Genomic DNA, 14184 nt, shown 5'->3' with positions numbered 1-14184 from the left:
CTGTCAGATTTTATATTTTATCCTCTGGAACAGGCACTAAATGTTCATGTTCTATACGCCGGTAAAAGCAACTTTTGGCACCAGTATGACAAGCTGGCCCCATCGGAATGACTTTTAACCATAAAGCATCCTGATCGCAATCAATCCGGATCTCCTGTATTTTCATGACATGACCGGATTCTTCGCCCTTACGCCATAATTTTTGACGGGAACGGGACCAGAAATGCGCTTCTTGTGTCGCAATACTACGCTCAAAAGCTTCTTTATTCATATGAGCAACCATTAACAATAGTCCGCTTGTCGCATCTGTTAAAATCGCTGTGATTAACCCTTTTTCGTCCCAACAAGGGTCAAGCGTATAACCGCTATCACGGGTAGGTTGCATGTTTATAACCCTATCTTCTTAACTTAACGGAATGAAAGAAAAATTTGCAGATATTAAAAGTAAAGAAATTATCCTTTACTAAAGTAGCCCACCATTTCGACATGAAGAGACCAATGAAACTGTCCGACAGGAATAACCCATGACAATTGCCAACCTGCAGCTAATAATCCTTGTGCATCCCGTGCAAAAGTTGCTGGATTACAGGATACATAGACCAGCCGTCCTTTAGGTAATTTCGCTAAGGCCGGTATTTGTTCTTTGGCACCCGCACGCGGCGGATCAAGTATAATACAATCGAAACGGCTTAACTCTTGTTCTTGTAAGGGTCGTCTAAAAAGATCACGATGTTCAACAAAAACGCTTTTTCCTGCTCGTCCTGCTGCTTTTTTCAAAGCCAAAGTGGCATCTCTTAATCCTTCGGCCGCATAGACGCGCGCTTTTTCTGGCATCGCTAAAGCAAATGTGCCTAGACCCGAGAAAAGATCAGCAATAATTTCCGATGACCCTACGGCTTCCTTTACCGCTGTGACGAGAGCCTGTTCACCATCCTTAGTAGCCTGTAAAAACATATGACTAGGTAAATCAACACGCACGCCACTTAAAGTGACGGTTACAGGCTCAGGTTCCCAACGGGTTTCCGGCCCATAGCCTTGATCAATAGACAAACGGGCGAAAGCTTTTTCCTGAGCAAAAATAGTTACCGCTTCTGTGGCTTCTAAGGATTCAGGAAAAGGCATTGCAATGAGACAATCAATGCCTTGATCTGCTACCGTCATTTCAATCTGAGCAAGACTACGCGGTTTTAACCATTTTTGCAGGAAAGGCCGCAAATCAGCAATGGCCTGAAAGAGTTTATCCTCTAATAAAGGACATTCCTTAATATCGATAAGTTGATGACTGGCCATTTTATTATAGCCCAGCGTTAATTTTTTACCGGCCTTGAAAGCACGGAGAGAAACCCGACGGCGGCTATAGGCGGGGGAGAGATAGGTTTCTCTTAGTAAAGGGGTAGAAAGCCCTTGCTGGTGAAAAGCTTCTGCAATCCGGTCTTTCAAAAAAACCTTATAAACTGTGTCATCGACATATTGAAGACGACATCCTCCACAGACAGGAAAATGACTGCAAACCGGGGCTACGTGGTGAGGGCCTTTTATTAAAACACCCTCTTCATCCACATAATCACCCGGGACAGAATAAGGGATAAATTGTCCGTCAGCGGTTACACCATCCCCTTTAGAGGCTAGCCGGATAACTTCATTCATACTGTAACAGTCACTTCAATAAGAGCAGAACGCACATGTTCAATCAAATCATCGGCAATCATGGCAGGACCCGCAAGACGTGCCGCTTCACTATGTAACCAGACGGCAGCACAAGCAGCCTCAAAAGGTTCCAGACCACGCGCTAACATTGCGCCACAAATACCGGACAGCACATCACCCGTACCCGCATTGGCAAGCCATGACACGGCAGGTTGTGAAATAGCCGCACGACCATCAGGCGTTGCAATAACTGTATCAGCGCCTTTTAAAACGACCACCAACCCAGATAAAGCCGCGGCTTTCTTTACGCGGGTCAACTTATCGCCATCAATACCACTAAATAAGCGCTGAAATTCGCCTTCATGCGGGGTCATAATAGTTGGTTGATGAATATTGCGAAGACAATCCAATCCTTCGCGTTTCAAAAGAAATAACGCATCCGCATCAAGAATCAGAGGGTGAGACGTATCAAGCGCCATGGAGAGACGTTGCCATCCCAATTCGTCCCGCCCGAGACCCGGGCCGATAACCAATGCATTAATGCGTTCATCCGCTAAAGCCTCTCGGCTCCATGAACGGTGAACAAGCGCCATAGTTCCGGCATTTGTTTCGCCTCCAAACAAGGCAACATACCCTGCCCCTGCCCGTTGTGCTGCGGTAGCCGATAACAGAGAGGCACCCGCCATAGCCCCTGCCGTGACTGCAACATAGCCACGACTATATTTATAATCAGACGCTGTTGGCGCCGCCAAGCAAGGTTTAGCAATTTCCATAAGGCTAGGTTTAGGTAATATTAAACCTATATCGCCCACGGCGACACGACCGCAAAGGGTTGCGGCGGGTTCCAAGCGGTGGGCAGGTTTTAAGGCACCAATAGCAATCGTCAGATCAAAAGACGGAATATCGGATAATAATTCACCATTATCGGTATTAATACCACTTGGAACATCGATCGCTATCCGTAAACTGGCCGCTTTGGCCAATATTTTCAGTCGGGATATAAGCGTTTCATCCAGGGGACGAGACATGCCAACACCAAATAAAGCGTCGATTAATAAAGGTGCAGGCTCTGCCTCATCCAAAGGGACAACTTTACCCTTATAAAGAGATCGCGCTTTTTTAGCGGCTTCTGTCTTCGGCTCACTAAGGGCTGCCACCGAAATCGGAATACCCCATTCAGATAAATAGCGGGCTACAACATAACCATCACCGCCATTATTGCCAGGGCCACATAAAATTAAAGTAGGCATACTACCTGAAAAGCATTTCGCTATTTCAGCCGCGACCTTGCCTGCCTTTTCCATTAAATCATCGACAGAAGCACCCCGCTTCATTGCTGCCATTTCGGCTGCCCGCATTTCTTTTAAAGATAAAATCGGGCGAGGATTAGGCGATAATGCCATGACCTCTTGGTCATGACCGGGCAATTTTTTTAACTCAGAGATCGGTATAGACATGGTGCTCACCTTTGGCACCGGAATGCGTTATAGCCCCCAAACAAGCGAGCTAACCTATTGATAACAAAGCTCGATAAATACTGAATACAACGCATTTTATGCGGTATTCAGTTTTTACGGCGTTCTGCTAACACATTTTCCGGTACATCAAGATCAATAGTGTCTTTATTAGCATCAATATGAATTATGTCACCCTCTTCAACAAGCGTGATCAATCCGTATTCTGTGGTTTCCATGGGAACTGGCCGAATTGCTTAATCCAAAAAAGATACCAGGAAGATGCTTAATTTCTTATCTAAGCCCTGCCTCTAGAAAATTGACTTAGCAGGCTCGATAATCATCGTAAGATTAAAATATTATAATATATCACTTTTGGTTCGACATTATTTCAACATAATTCAGCTTGTGCATCAAATATTATATTTTACAAGCCCCTATCCTTACTTATACGGTCAATTGCGATAAGGAGTGTTCCATTTTTATTTATTTACACCCATCGTCCAACAATGGAGACAAGAGTAACATTTCAGCCTTGCTGAATAAACCAAATTTAGGGAATATTCAGCCTTTAAATTTTTGAACTATCTGAAAAAATAAAACCTCTCTCGACCAATCAAGCGAGTTTTTTTATAGTTTCTTTTATAATATCTTCTAATAATACACGCCAATTTTCTATTTCTTGCTCATTCTTTATAGTATCTTGTCTGATTTCCAAGACCAAATAGGGAATATTATTCGCTTCAGCATGCCGATTCATAGTAGCATTTAAGATACGTCCCGAATAAGGCTCATTCTCGCCTATTTTTAAGGATGTCTTCTTAAAAAGCGGGATCGCAATCTGGGTCGCGCGGTCATCATTATTATAGAGCAAACCCACATGCCAAGGACGATAACAATCCATGTTGCTTCTTAGACAGGGCGTGAAACTATGAAGAGAAATAATAAGTTTGGGGCGCTGAATTTTAATTTTTTCAGCAATATGCTGATGATAGGGATAATAAAAGCGTTCTAAGCGCTGCTGTCTTTCCTCGGCTTTAAGGCCTGTATTTCCAGGAATAACATATCCATCGGAAACAGCGGGTATCATACCCAAAATGTCGTTTTCTTCTCGATTAAGGTCAACAATTAAACGGGACTGCATTGCAAAGATACCACGACAATCTAAAGTCTGACATAATTTTATGCCTAAAGATTGTATGCCTTTATCGAGTGCGACATGCTCGTCATATAAAGCAGCCTCTATTCCCAAATTAATATCATCTGGAATAAAGGCGGAGGCGTGATCTGCGATAATTAAAATGGAAGGATCAGCCCCTTCAATATCCTGCCAAGGCTGATAGGCCATAGATTACTTCCTTTTTAAAATTTTTAATATAAAATAATATTTTGCAAAAAGATAATCTATTAATATAGATAGTTAAAATATATTTTAACGATCAAATAATATTTACATATATTATGAGTAAATAATTTAATAAAATTTGACGTTTTTCAAAATAATTATATTTTTTGTTTGTTATATTTATAATTATTTTTATCTTTTAATAAAAACATATGTAGATAATTTTACATATTTTTGTTCAACATAATGTTGACGTCATAAACCACCATTCAGGATGTTCGCTAGATAGATCCAAAGCAGCTTTACGACAGTCTTTTTGGGTATTAAACAAAGCAAAGCAGGTAGCGCCTGATCCCGACATACGGGCAAAACGAACCCCTTTTTGAGCTTTTAACTTACGGATTACTTCTCCGATAATTGGTATCAATTTTTCGGCGGGCGGTTCTAGATCATTCCGACCGGATCGCGCTGCCTCTAATACATTCCCTTCAGCCAAAGGGCCACGATCAACACCATCCCATTTTTCAAAAATTAAGGGCGTCGAACAAGAAACCCGTGGATTAACCAATAACAGAGGCGTATTTTTCAAGGATGAATCCGCAATAGGCGTCAATTTCTCTCCAACGCCTTCTCCACGAATAAGGTGAGAATCAACACAAGCCGGAACATCGGCACCTAATTTAGCAGCCAGTGCTAAAAGGTCGTTATGTCCAATATTATAATGTTTTCCAAGCATCCGCAAAATGGCTGCCGCATCTGCTGAACCGCCGCCGATACCCGCAGCGATTGGCAATCTTTTATCCAGAATTATATTAAAGGCAGAGGGTATCTTATCAGGATAAGCCGTTCTTAAAGCGACTACAGCACGCAAAACCAGATTATTTTTATCGGCTTCTAACCCTTCAGCAAAGGGGCCTATGATGCTTAATTTATCCTGCGACTGGTCAATCGGTTCTGCTGTAAGATGATCCCCATCCGCCGCAAAAGCAAAAATTGTCTCTAGGGCATGATAACCATTCGGCATTTTTTCTCTGACGTGGAGGGCCAGATTGATTTTGGCATAGGCTATTTCTGTCAGCAGAGGCACCGATTATCACTTTCCTATATGTTTTTATAATGGGCTACCAACGTATAAAACGAAGGGGCCATTTTCCTGCGATTTAGCATTAAGCAGGAAATGGATTGTAGCCTTTTTTCTGTCAAGAACCGATAGAATGCTGTCTCGATACAATACATGTTAATTTATAGCGCACTATGGAGCAGCCAAAGTCGGTGTTAAACCTACTGCTATTTTTTGTTTTAGACGCGTTGTTGCCTTATCATCTGCTGTTCCCAATGAGGCCTGCCATGCATAGCGGGCTTCAAAATGACGCCCAACGGTCCAATACGCATCACCTAGATGCTCATAAATAGTCGGTTCTTTTGGATCTGCTTTAGCTGCCTGTTCTAACAACAAAATAGCCTGATCAGTATGTCCTAAAAGATATTGGCTCCATCCCATAGAATCTATGATGGCTGGATCATTGGGTGTTACTTTTAAAGCTTGTTCAATTAGGCGGGCGGCTTCTGGAATATTCTCACGTTTTTCTAATTGCGAGTAGCCTAAAGTGTTAAGCGCTAAAGGTTGATCTGGAGCCAAAGCAACGGCTTGTTGATAGGCTGCCTTTGCTTCTGGCCAATGGCCTGCAGAATCAAGTAAGGTTCCTTTTAATAGCCATATTTGCCAATCTTTGGCCATCGGCTGATCAGGGCCCATGATCCGGTCTAAGGCGACTAAGGCCGCTTCATAATGGCCATTGTCGCCTTCTAATTCGGCAAGATTACGCCAGTCATCTGCTGTTGCATTCGGAAGTTGCGTAATCGTCCGCGCTAGATTAAGTGCGTCTTCTTTTTTATTTTCACGAACATAAAGTAATATCCGCATAGACATAGCTAGATTATAAAAAGGATCGTCTGACGAAATATGATCAAGCGCCGATCTAGCCGCTGAGAATTGATGACCAGACGATAAAATTTCGGCGGTTATCAGCCAACTTTCGGGGTTGTCGGGGGTTAACCAAGACGATGCCCGCGCTAGACCTAAGCCAATAGGCGCGGTAAGGCTTTGCCCCCCCATAACAGAGGCCAACCGCAAAATTAATTCTGATAATCCATCTTCTGCGGTCAATTTTGATTTAAATATTTTTTTATTCTTATCCAACAACATTCTAGCCTTGGCTAAGGATGCGCTGGAGCCTTCCAATAAAGCACGAGATTTGGCTATATCCCTGTGCGCTATAATTCCCGCAACTATAATCCGTAATCGGTTAGAACGACCACTTTTTCCAGTCATAACCGGCGCTAAAATCGAAAGGGCTTCTTCATATTTTCCTGTAGCTAAAAGCAGCAAACCCCGTTCTTCTTGAACATAGTTTGAAACCGGACCTTGCGCCTTATCAAGAGCGCTAAATGGATCCCCTTTTTTCGATCCCAGTATAACCCACGCGCGCAATAAAGGGGCTGTAAAAAAGAATGGATATTGAAATTGACTCATCCTGTCGATTAACAGGTTAGCTTCTTTCCATTTATGTCTTTTGACAGCATCGGCTAAAATCAAAAAAGGTCCATCGCCTGTCCGATAGCCATCCTTCTCCATTCGTGACAAAACGCCCAAGGTAATAGACATATTATTAGCAATTTGTGCTTGACGATAAGTTCTTAACGCCAGCAAATTATCACCGGGGCGTTCTTGTAAGACAGAAAAAAAATTGCGTGCTGCCAGATCAGGATTATCTGAAAAAGAAGCGACCTGCCCTTCTACATAAAGTTTGAAGGGCGAAACGGCCTCTTTACGGGCATCTGCCGCTGCAAAAGGCACCGCTAACAAAGCTGTTAGCGGCACAAATCGAAGGAAAGAAATCATATTTGATAAAAACAAGCCAGACCCTGCTCTTGCAATAAGTTTTGCTAAACTATCTTTAGAAGCCTGATTCTAGAGCATGTCTAGTCTGGCTTATATCTCTTTCAGATATTTATTTACATATTAGGATAATTGGGACCATCTCCACCTTGCGGGGCAACCCATACAATATTGCCTGTCGGATCTTTAATGTCACAACTTTTGCAATGGATACAATTCTGAGCATTTATTTGAAGACGGGGTTTGTTCTCTTCAACGCCCAAAATTTCATAAACACCAGCGGGACAGTAACATCTTTCCGGTGAATCATATAACGCCAGATTGACATCAATCGGCACCGTTGGATCTTTTAACGTTAGGTGACAGGGCTCATTTTCATCATGCTGGGTATTTGCAAGATAAACGGATGAAGGACGATCAAAGCTGACTTTACCATCTGGCTTTGGATAATGCTGTTTTTTACCTTTTTCTTTTTTGACCAAGGTAGTGTTGTCAGGCCGATGTCCCAAGGTGAAGGGCAGATCAATACCAAAATTACGCATCCACATATCCGTACCGGCAATACCCGAACCAATAAGAGGACCAAAATGGGCAATAGCTGGTTCAGCATTACGCACTTTTTTCAGTTCTACCGCTAACCAGCTTTTTTCGAAACTTTCTGGATAGGCCGTAAGAAGAGACGGCGACGTCTCTTTTGTCAGAGCGTCAAAGGCAGCTTCTGCGGCCAACATTGCTGATTTCATAGCGCCATGCGTGCCCTTAATTCTAGGCACATTCACAAAACCCGCGGAGCATCCAATTAAAGCCCCACCGGGGAAAATAAGTTTAGGAATAGCTTGATAGCCACCTTCATTAATAACCCGCGCGCCATAAGATATACGCCGCCCCCCTTCTAACAAGGGTCGAATGGAAGGATGCTCTTTCCAGCGCTGAAATTCTTTAAAGGGGGATAAGTAAGGATTGCTGTAGCCGAGGCCAACAACGAAGCCGATAGCAACCTGATTTTTTTCCTGATGATAAATAAAGCCTCCACCCACTTCGGTTAATAAAGGCCATCCCTGTGTATGAACGACCCGTCCGGCTATATGTTTATCAGGAGAAACTTCCCAAAGTTCCTTTAACCCCAACCCGTAAACCTGGGGTTGGCATTCAGCATCAAGCTGGAATTGTTGGATAACTCTTCTGGTCAGATGTCCACGCGCGCCTTCTGCAAAAAAGGTATAACGCCCATGCAATTCTATCCCCGGCTCAAAATCATCACGTGGTTTACCATCACGTCCAACGCCTTTATCGCCGGTAAGAATACCTTTCACTTTACCTTTTTCATCATAGATGACATCCGCAGCCGCAAAACCGGGGAAAATTTCAACGCCTAAATTTTCAGCTTCTTCTGCAAGCCAACGGCATAGAGATCCCAAAGAACCCGTATAGAATCCTTTATTATGCATAAAGGGAGGTAAAAAGGCGGAGGGTAACGGTATATGTTTTTTAGGCGTTAAAATCCAGTGAGGGGATTCTGTAACCTGCACGGTTAACGGTGCACCCCGTTCACGCCAATCAGGGATAAGTTCATCAAGTGCAATAGGATCGATTATCGCACCGGATAGAATATGCGCGCCTACTTCTGAGCCTTTTTCTAAAATACAAACTGATATTTCTTGTCCGGCTTTCTCAGCCAGTTGTTTTAGACGGATTGCAGCGGAAAGACCAGCGGGGCCCGCACCGACAATTACAACGTCATATTCCATGGATTCGCGTTCTGACATTGTCCTCCATAATCCTTATGGCTTTATAGAAATATTCTCACTTGTAGCGTAGAATATTACTATAGTAGGTTATCCTGATATAGGTTATATTAGAAGACTATTAAGCCCTATGATTTTAAAATAATTCAATATTTTGAAGATTTAACGCTGTGCCTCTGATCTTAAAATGAAAAGAGGTTCAAAAAATGAATATTATTCGATTTTTCAATTACATGCTTAATTTTTAATCGCTGCGGCATTAGCTTGTAAAATAATATCTTTGAATGGAAGCTTTATAGCCTTAAAAAAGATAGAATGAAGGAATATACTAAGCCTTACGAAAATTTTCAAAATATTGAATGAAACCATAAATCCAAAAAATAGCTAACTTCGATAAATTTAAGTCCGTGGGAATCAAAGCAACTAATATGACCTTAGACCATATTCTTGAATGGTGGCGTATGGCCGGCGTAGATATATTAGTTCAAGAAGAAAACAGAAATTGGTTTTCAGAAAATCAATATAATATTTCATATTTTAACGCCCCCTCTTCTCATCCTCAAGCAGAATCTAACACAGCTGGATTGAATCCAGAAGTCCCTTCAGTGCCGTTTAACGAACAAAAAAATACGGTTCATTCAACGTCTACTCCTGAACCCTCTGCACTCATAAAATTTAAGAATATTCCCGATAATATTACAGATTTCTTATTATGGTTTAAAAATATAGGGACGAATATAGGTCATAACACACCTGTTTTACCTGTAGTTAACCCAAAAGCCCATTTTATGATTATGAGTGATGCCCCTGAAATAAAAGATGTCGAAGAAGGGACACTCTTTTCTGGGCAGACAGGGCAATTATTATCGAACATTTTGCGCTCTATTTCTGTAAAAAAGGAACAGAGCTATTGGGCAACCCTGACACCTTTTTGTTCAGAATTGACTATATTTGATCAAAGACCGAAAGAATCTGATGCGCTTACTTTTAGCGATTACATATCCATAGCGCGCCATCATCTGGCACTTATCCGTCCTAAATACTTATTGTTACTGGGGGAAACGCCCACACGTGCGTTTTTAAAGATGAATGTAACCGAAGCCCGTAGAAAAGTTCATCACATAACAGTGAATGGTGATAATATTCGGGTGTTCGCCTTACTTCATCCCAAAATGCTGCTAGCAACCCCTGCTTTAAAAGCAACAATATGGAAAGATTTGCGAATATTAAAAAGGGACTTAGACAATGAAACAAGCCGGATCGAAGAAGCGTAGTGCCAATAATTCTTGTGCTTATGGCCTAAAGAGATCCTTTAAACTTGTTAAATTAACCGTCTTAAGTCTGGTGACGTTGTCATCCCAAACTTTTCCTACCGCATCCACATTTGCGAATACGTTATCTACCATTGATCCGGGATTCATGTCAGATAGCGATATTTCTCTTGTAACCCCGCAACAGGTAGCGCCCCCTATACAACCGGTCCTATCTTCTTTTAATATACAGCCGACAGACAAAAAACAGACCTTGTCTCCGGCTGAAATGCAAGGCTACCGTGCCTGTTTTAAAGCCATTCGCCGTGGCCAGTGGCAAGAAGCCCAACAATGGCTAGAAGCTAATCCTGATGGACTTTTAACAAATTTTGCGACTGCTGAACTTTATTTAACCAAAGGTTCGCCCAAAGTTCCTACGGAACAGCTAATATCCTTAATTAAAAAAGAACCTGATTTACCGCAAAATGAGGCTTTGGAACGTCTAGCGTTCAACCATGGTGCGCGTAATCTTCCATCGCTTCCCTCAGCCAATATGTTAACTTTTTTATCTGGTGCTCCTCAACGCCCGATCAATCATCACAATACGAGCAACCGTTCTGCGGCTATATTTGAGACAGAAGCGCTCCCCCTTCTTAAGGCCGATAATGCAAGCGAAGCAGAAGTTCTTTTCCAGAATTTCCAGCAAAAATTACCGAGCGATCTTCAAACCGAATGGGCTCAAAGAATTGCATGGAGCTACTATCTCAATGGTAATGACGATGCCGCGCGTCGGTTAGCCGTTCAAGCTGAAAATGGTCAGGGCTCTTGGACGACCGAAGCGAGCTGGGTAGAGGCCTTAGCCGATTGGCAAAAAGAAGACTTTCCATCGGCCATGCAGGCCTTTTCGCGGGTTGCCGCTTATAGCGATAATCGAGAGATGAAGGCGGCTGGCCTCTTTTGGCAAGCAAGAGCCGCTATGGCATGTGGACACCCTGAATATATTCAGAATTTATTACGGGCTGCCAGCCAACTGCCTGAAACCTTTTATGGTATATTGGCTGAAAAAGCTTTGGGGAAAACAATTCCTGCTTTGGCTAATCCTGTTGCCTTATCGTCTGACGAGCTAGGACATCTAACAACTCAACCTAACATTCGCACGGCCATAGCCCTTAATGAAATAGGAGAGCATCAGTTAGCTACTGAAACCCTGAAATATCAGGCAAGATTAAGTAATGCTAGTGACCATAACAGTCTTATTCATCTTGCGGCTTATCTCCATTTACCTGAAGCACAACTTTGGTTGGCCCATCATGGGCCCGCTGGTTTTAAACCGGATATTGAAACGCGTTATCCTGCCCCAAATTGGACACCGGCCAGTGGATGGCATGTTGATCCCTACCTTATTTATGCCCATGCACTTCAGGAATCTCAATTTCGGACTAGGGCTTTAAGCGCAAAAGGCGCGCGTGGCGTCATGCAGATTACCCCTTCCACCGCGCGGTTAGTAGCAAGGCAACATGCAACTAATGTTGAAATAGAAGATTTGGATAAGCCTACAGTCAGTTTTGAATATGGGCAGGCCTATATCGAATGGTTGCGCGATACCAACTATACAGGCGGCCTTCTTCCAAAAGTTATTGCCGCCTATAATGCTGGCCCCGCCGCTTTACCTCGCTGGAATAATCGTGATCATGGCGATCCGTTGCTTTTTATTGAATCCATTCCTTATGCTGAAACCCGCGCTTATGTCGCCACGGTATTGCGTAACTATTGGATATATCAGCAAAAAAATGCGACCCCTTCGCAAAGTTTAAAAGCGATGGCGCAAGGCATGTGGCCTCGTTTTCCCGGAATGGCAGGAGAAAGTGCTATTCGGCTGGGCAAAGAAAAAAATCAGTTAAGGAATGTCGCCGCTAATAATACGGACAAACAAAATATGTAGATAGTCTACAATTTATTTTTGACAGCTGGGACAAAAGTAAGTGGAGCGTCCCCCTTCAATACTCCGCATAATGGGCGTTCCACACTGGCACTTATCGCCTTCTTTGCCGTAAACCTGAAAAAAATTAGAAAAATAGCCTAATTCTCCATCAGGCTGCGCATAATCACGCAAGGTTGATCCTCCCTTGGAGATAGCCTCTTCTAAAATAAGTTTAATATTTTTAACAAGGCTCTCTATTTCTTGAAAATTTAAACTTTTGCCAGAGCGGCTGGGGTGAATACCCGATTTGTAAAGGGTTTCACAGACATAAATATTGCCAAGTCCAGCAACAATATTCTGGTTTAATAGTATTTTTTTGATAGAACTTGAATAGCGCGTAAGCTTCTCAGCCAAAAAATCTACCGTAAAGTCATCGCTGAGTGGTTCGGGCCCTAATTTCAAAAAGTAAGGCCATATCGCTAAAACCTCTCTTTTTACTAAATCTAGCGAACCAAATCGTCTAGGATCATAGAGCGTTACACAACAGCCATCAGCGGTTTTTATCAAAAAGTGATCATGCTTTTCTATTATAGATGGGTCAATACGCCAACGCCCTGACATGCCGAGATGAAAAACGAGGACATCCTGACGATTAGTAAAGATAAGACCGTATTTGGCACGTCGTCCCAAAGAGGACACAATACAGCCTTCTAATCTTTCTATAATATCTTCTGGTATCGGACGACGTAAATTGTTTCTGAAAGCTTTTACGCTCTCCAACTTTTTCCCGAGCAGAACTTTTTCTAATCCTCGAACGGTTGTTTCTACCTCTGGCAATTCTGGCATAGGCCGATATATCCTGAATTATATTTTGCTTCTTGCCAAGATGGTCAGTGAGAGGAAGAGGTTCAATCCTTTAAGACTAGCCAAAACATAATATTGACCATAGGGGTTGCCTGTGGCAAAGAGCCTCTGATTTTACAGCGGATCAATACGTATTTTGATCGCAAGAGTAATTTGCGGGTGTAGCTCAATGGTAGAGCAGGAGCTTCCCAAGCTTAAGACGAGGGTTCGATTCCCTTCATCCGCTCCATTTTGTATAGCTTTTTTTTAAACATCTTGAAAAAACAAGCACATTAAAGCGGTTTAAGCTTCAATGTCGTTTCAATAGGCATTAAACGCTTAAACATATGGAAAAAGTCTCTTTCGGTTTTACCGACGTCTCGCCACAGGAAAAAACTCATTTGGTAGGAAATGTTTTCCGACGAGTGGCTTCCCGTTATGATTTAATGAATGATGCGATGTCAGGCGGACTCCACCGGCTGTGGAAAGACGATTTTGTTCGTCTGGTTCAACCGCGCCAAGGAGAACATATTCTTGATATGGCAGGCGGCACAGGTGATATTGCTTTTCGCTTGGCACGCTCAGGCGCAGAGGTGACAGTAGCGGATATTAATCCAGCCATGCTTGAAGTTGGCCAAAAACGGGCTAATCGTCGCGGTCTTACAGGCCTTGTTTGGCAAGAACAAAATGCTGAACATTTGTCCTTTAAAGACAATAGCTTTGATGCTTATACAATCGCATTTGGTATTCGTAATGTTACCCATATTGAAAAAGCGCTCAGTGAAGCTTTACGGGTTTTAAAACCCGGAGGACGCTTTTTCTGTCTGGAGTTTTCACAGACTGAATGGCCCGGATTTTCAGATCTTTATTCTCTTTATTCAACCCATATTGTCCCTAAAATTGGTCAGTTATTAGCAAAAGATGAAGATAGTTATCGCTATTTAGTCGAATCTATTCAGCGCTTTCCTAATATGGAAAAATTTGCAGATATGATTAAAGCGGCAGGTTTTGTCCAGATACGCGTAAGGCCCATTTTGGGCGGATTAGTGGCGGTGCATAGCGGGTGGAAAGTCTGAATAA

Annotated in this window: 12 protein-coding genes and 1 tRNA gene; 4 read left to right on the top strand and 9 right to left on the bottom strand. The window is 42.7% G+C overall.

What is annotated here, in order from left to right; all coding sequences use genetic code 11:
* Nucleotides 1–10 precede the first annotated feature (10 nt).
* From hisI to ZYMOP_RS00610, 8 genes are all read right to left on the bottom strand, one after another.
* On the bottom strand, nucleotides 11–385 hold the full coding sequence (gene hisI / locus ZYMOP_RS00640) for a phosphoribosyl-AMP cyclohydrolase (RefSeq protein ID WP_013933428.1): 375 nt from the start codon (nucleotides 383–385) through the stop codon (nucleotides 11–13).
* 68 nt (nucleotides 386–453) lie between these two features.
* On the bottom strand, nucleotides 454–1647 hold the full coding sequence (locus tag ZYMOP_RS00635; protein ID WP_013933427.1) for a class I SAM-dependent RNA methyltransferase: 1194 nt from the start codon (nucleotides 1645–1647) through the stop codon (nucleotides 454–456).
* On the bottom strand, nucleotides 1644–3098 hold the full coding sequence (locus tag ZYMOP_RS00630) for a bifunctional ADP-dependent NAD(P)H-hydrate dehydratase/NAD(P)H-hydrate epimerase (RefSeq protein ID WP_041581831.1): 1455 nt from the start codon (nucleotides 3096–3098) through the stop codon (nucleotides 1644–1646). The genes ZYMOP_RS00635 and ZYMOP_RS00630 overlap by 4 nt, the downstream gene beginning before the upstream one ends.
* Nucleotides 3099–3211: 113 nt before the next feature.
* On the bottom strand, nucleotides 3212–3340 hold the full coding sequence (locus ZYMOP_RS09400; RefSeq protein WP_013933425.1) for a dihydroxy-acid dehydratase domain-containing protein: 129 nt from the start codon (nucleotides 3338–3340) through the stop codon (nucleotides 3212–3214).
* Nucleotides 3341–3717: 377 nt separating this feature from the next.
* Entirely contained in the window at nucleotides 3718–4449 is a 732-nt protein-coding gene (locus tag ZYMOP_RS00625; protein WP_013933424.1) for an N-formylglutamate amidohydrolase, read from the bottom strand.
* Nucleotides 4450–4684: 235 nt separating this feature from the next.
* Nucleotides 4685–5533, bottom strand: a complete 849-nt coding sequence (locus tag ZYMOP_RS00620) for a 4-(cytidine 5'-diphospho)-2-C-methyl-D-erythritol kinase (RefSeq protein ID WP_013933423.1) — start codon at nucleotides 5531–5533, stop codon at nucleotides 4685–4687.
* 165 nt (nucleotides 5534–5698) lie between these two features.
* Nucleotides 5699–7348, bottom strand: a complete 1650-nt coding sequence (locus ZYMOP_RS00615) for a tetratricopeptide repeat protein (protein WP_013933422.1) — start codon at nucleotides 7346–7348, stop codon at nucleotides 5699–5701.
* A 113-nt stretch (nucleotides 7349–7461) separates the two neighbouring features.
* Entirely contained in the window at nucleotides 7462–9111 is a 1650-nt protein-coding gene (locus ZYMOP_RS00610; RefSeq protein ID WP_013933421.1) for an electron transfer flavoprotein-ubiquinone oxidoreductase, read from the bottom strand.
* A 407-nt stretch (nucleotides 9112–9518) separates the two neighbouring features.
* On the opposite strand from ZYMOP_RS00610, the gene ZYMOP_RS00605 reads away from it, so the two are divergent.
* Together ZYMOP_RS00605 and ZYMOP_RS00600 are read left to right on the top strand one after the other, a co-directional pair.
* Nucleotides 9519–10364, top strand: coding sequence for a uracil-DNA glycosylase family protein (locus tag ZYMOP_RS00605; protein ID WP_013933420.1), 846 nt, complete (start codon nucleotides 9519–9521; stop codon nucleotides 10362–10364).
* A complete protein-coding gene (locus tag ZYMOP_RS00600) occupies nucleotides 10336–12282 on the top strand; it encodes a lytic transglycosylase domain-containing protein (protein ID WP_013933419.1) in 1947 nt (648 codons plus the stop codon). Before ZYMOP_RS00605 ends, ZYMOP_RS00600 begins: the two co-directional genes overlap by 29 nt.
* 12 nt (nucleotides 12283–12294) lie before the next feature.
* Here the strand turns inward: ZYMOP_RS00600 and mutM are convergent, their stop codons facing one another.
* On the bottom strand, nucleotides 12295–13107 hold the full coding sequence (gene mutM, locus ZYMOP_RS00595; RefSeq protein WP_013933418.1) for a bifunctional DNA-formamidopyrimidine glycosylase/DNA-(apurinic or apyrimidinic site) lyase: 813 nt from the start codon (nucleotides 13105–13107) through the stop codon (nucleotides 12295–12297).
* 173 nt (nucleotides 13108–13280) lie between these two features.
* Here mutM and ZYMOP_RS00590 point away from each other — a divergent pair.
* Together ZYMOP_RS00590 and ubiE are read left to right on the top strand one after the other, a co-directional pair.
* Nucleotides 13281–13354: transfer RNA gene (locus ZYMOP_RS00590), tRNA-Gly, on the top strand.
* A gap of 97 nt (nucleotides 13355–13451) precedes the next feature.
* Complete coding sequence (ubiE, locus tag ZYMOP_RS00585; protein ID WP_013933417.1) at nucleotides 13452–14180, top strand: bifunctional demethylmenaquinone methyltransferase/2-methoxy-6-polyprenyl-1,4-benzoquinol methylase UbiE; 729 nt, start codon at nucleotides 13452–13454, stop codon at nucleotides 14178–14180.
* Nucleotides 14181–14184 lie beyond the last annotated feature (4 nt).

Source organism: Zymomonas mobilis subsp. pomaceae ATCC 29192, assembly GCF_000218875.1.
In the GTDB taxonomy this organism is placed as follows: Bacteria; Pseudomonadota; Alphaproteobacteria; order Sphingomonadales; family Sphingomonadaceae; genus Zymomonas; species Zymomonas pomaceae.
This window is presented reverse-complemented; position numbering and strand designations above follow the sequence as displayed.

Bases quoted from the DNA above. Each gene is read 5' to 3' on its own strand.
- ZYMOP_RS00615 (WP_013933422.1), bottom strand. From the start codon at position 7,348: ATGATTTCTTTCCTTCGATTTGTGCCGCTAACAGCTTTGTTAGCGGTG.
- ubiE (WP_013933417.1), top strand. From the start codon at position 13,452: ATGGAAAAAGTCTCTTTCGGTTTTACCGACGTCTCGCCACAGGAAAAA.
- ZYMOP_RS00635 (WP_013933427.1), bottom strand. From the start codon at position 1,647: ATGAATGAAGTTATCCGGCTAGCCTCTAAAGGGGATGGTGTAACCGCT.
- ZYMOP_RS00610 (WP_013933421.1), bottom strand. From the start codon at position 9,111: ATGTCAGAACGCGAATCCATGGAATATGACGTTGTAATTGTCGGTGCG.
- ZYMOP_RS00600 (WP_013933419.1), top strand. From the start codon at position 10,336: ATGAAACAAGCCGGATCGAAGAAGCGTAGTGCCAATAATTCTTGTGCT.
- hisI (WP_013933428.1), bottom strand. From the start codon at position 385: ATGCAACCTACCCGTGATAGCGGTTATACGCTTGACCCTTGTTGGGAC.
- ZYMOP_RS00605 (WP_013933420.1), top strand. From the start codon at position 9,519: ATGACCTTAGACCATATTCTTGAATGGTGGCGTATGGCCGGCGTAGAT.
- ZYMOP_RS00625 (WP_013933424.1), bottom strand. From the start codon at position 4,449: ATGGCCTATCAGCCTTGGCAGGATATTGAAGGGGCTGATCCTTCCATT.
- ZYMOP_RS09400 (WP_013933425.1), bottom strand. From the start codon at position 3,340: ATGGAAACCACAGAATACGGATTGATCACGCTTGTTGAAGAGGGTGAC.
- mutM (WP_013933418.1), bottom strand. From the start codon at position 13,107: ATGCCAGAATTGCCAGAGGTAGAAACAACCGTTCGAGGATTAGAAAAA.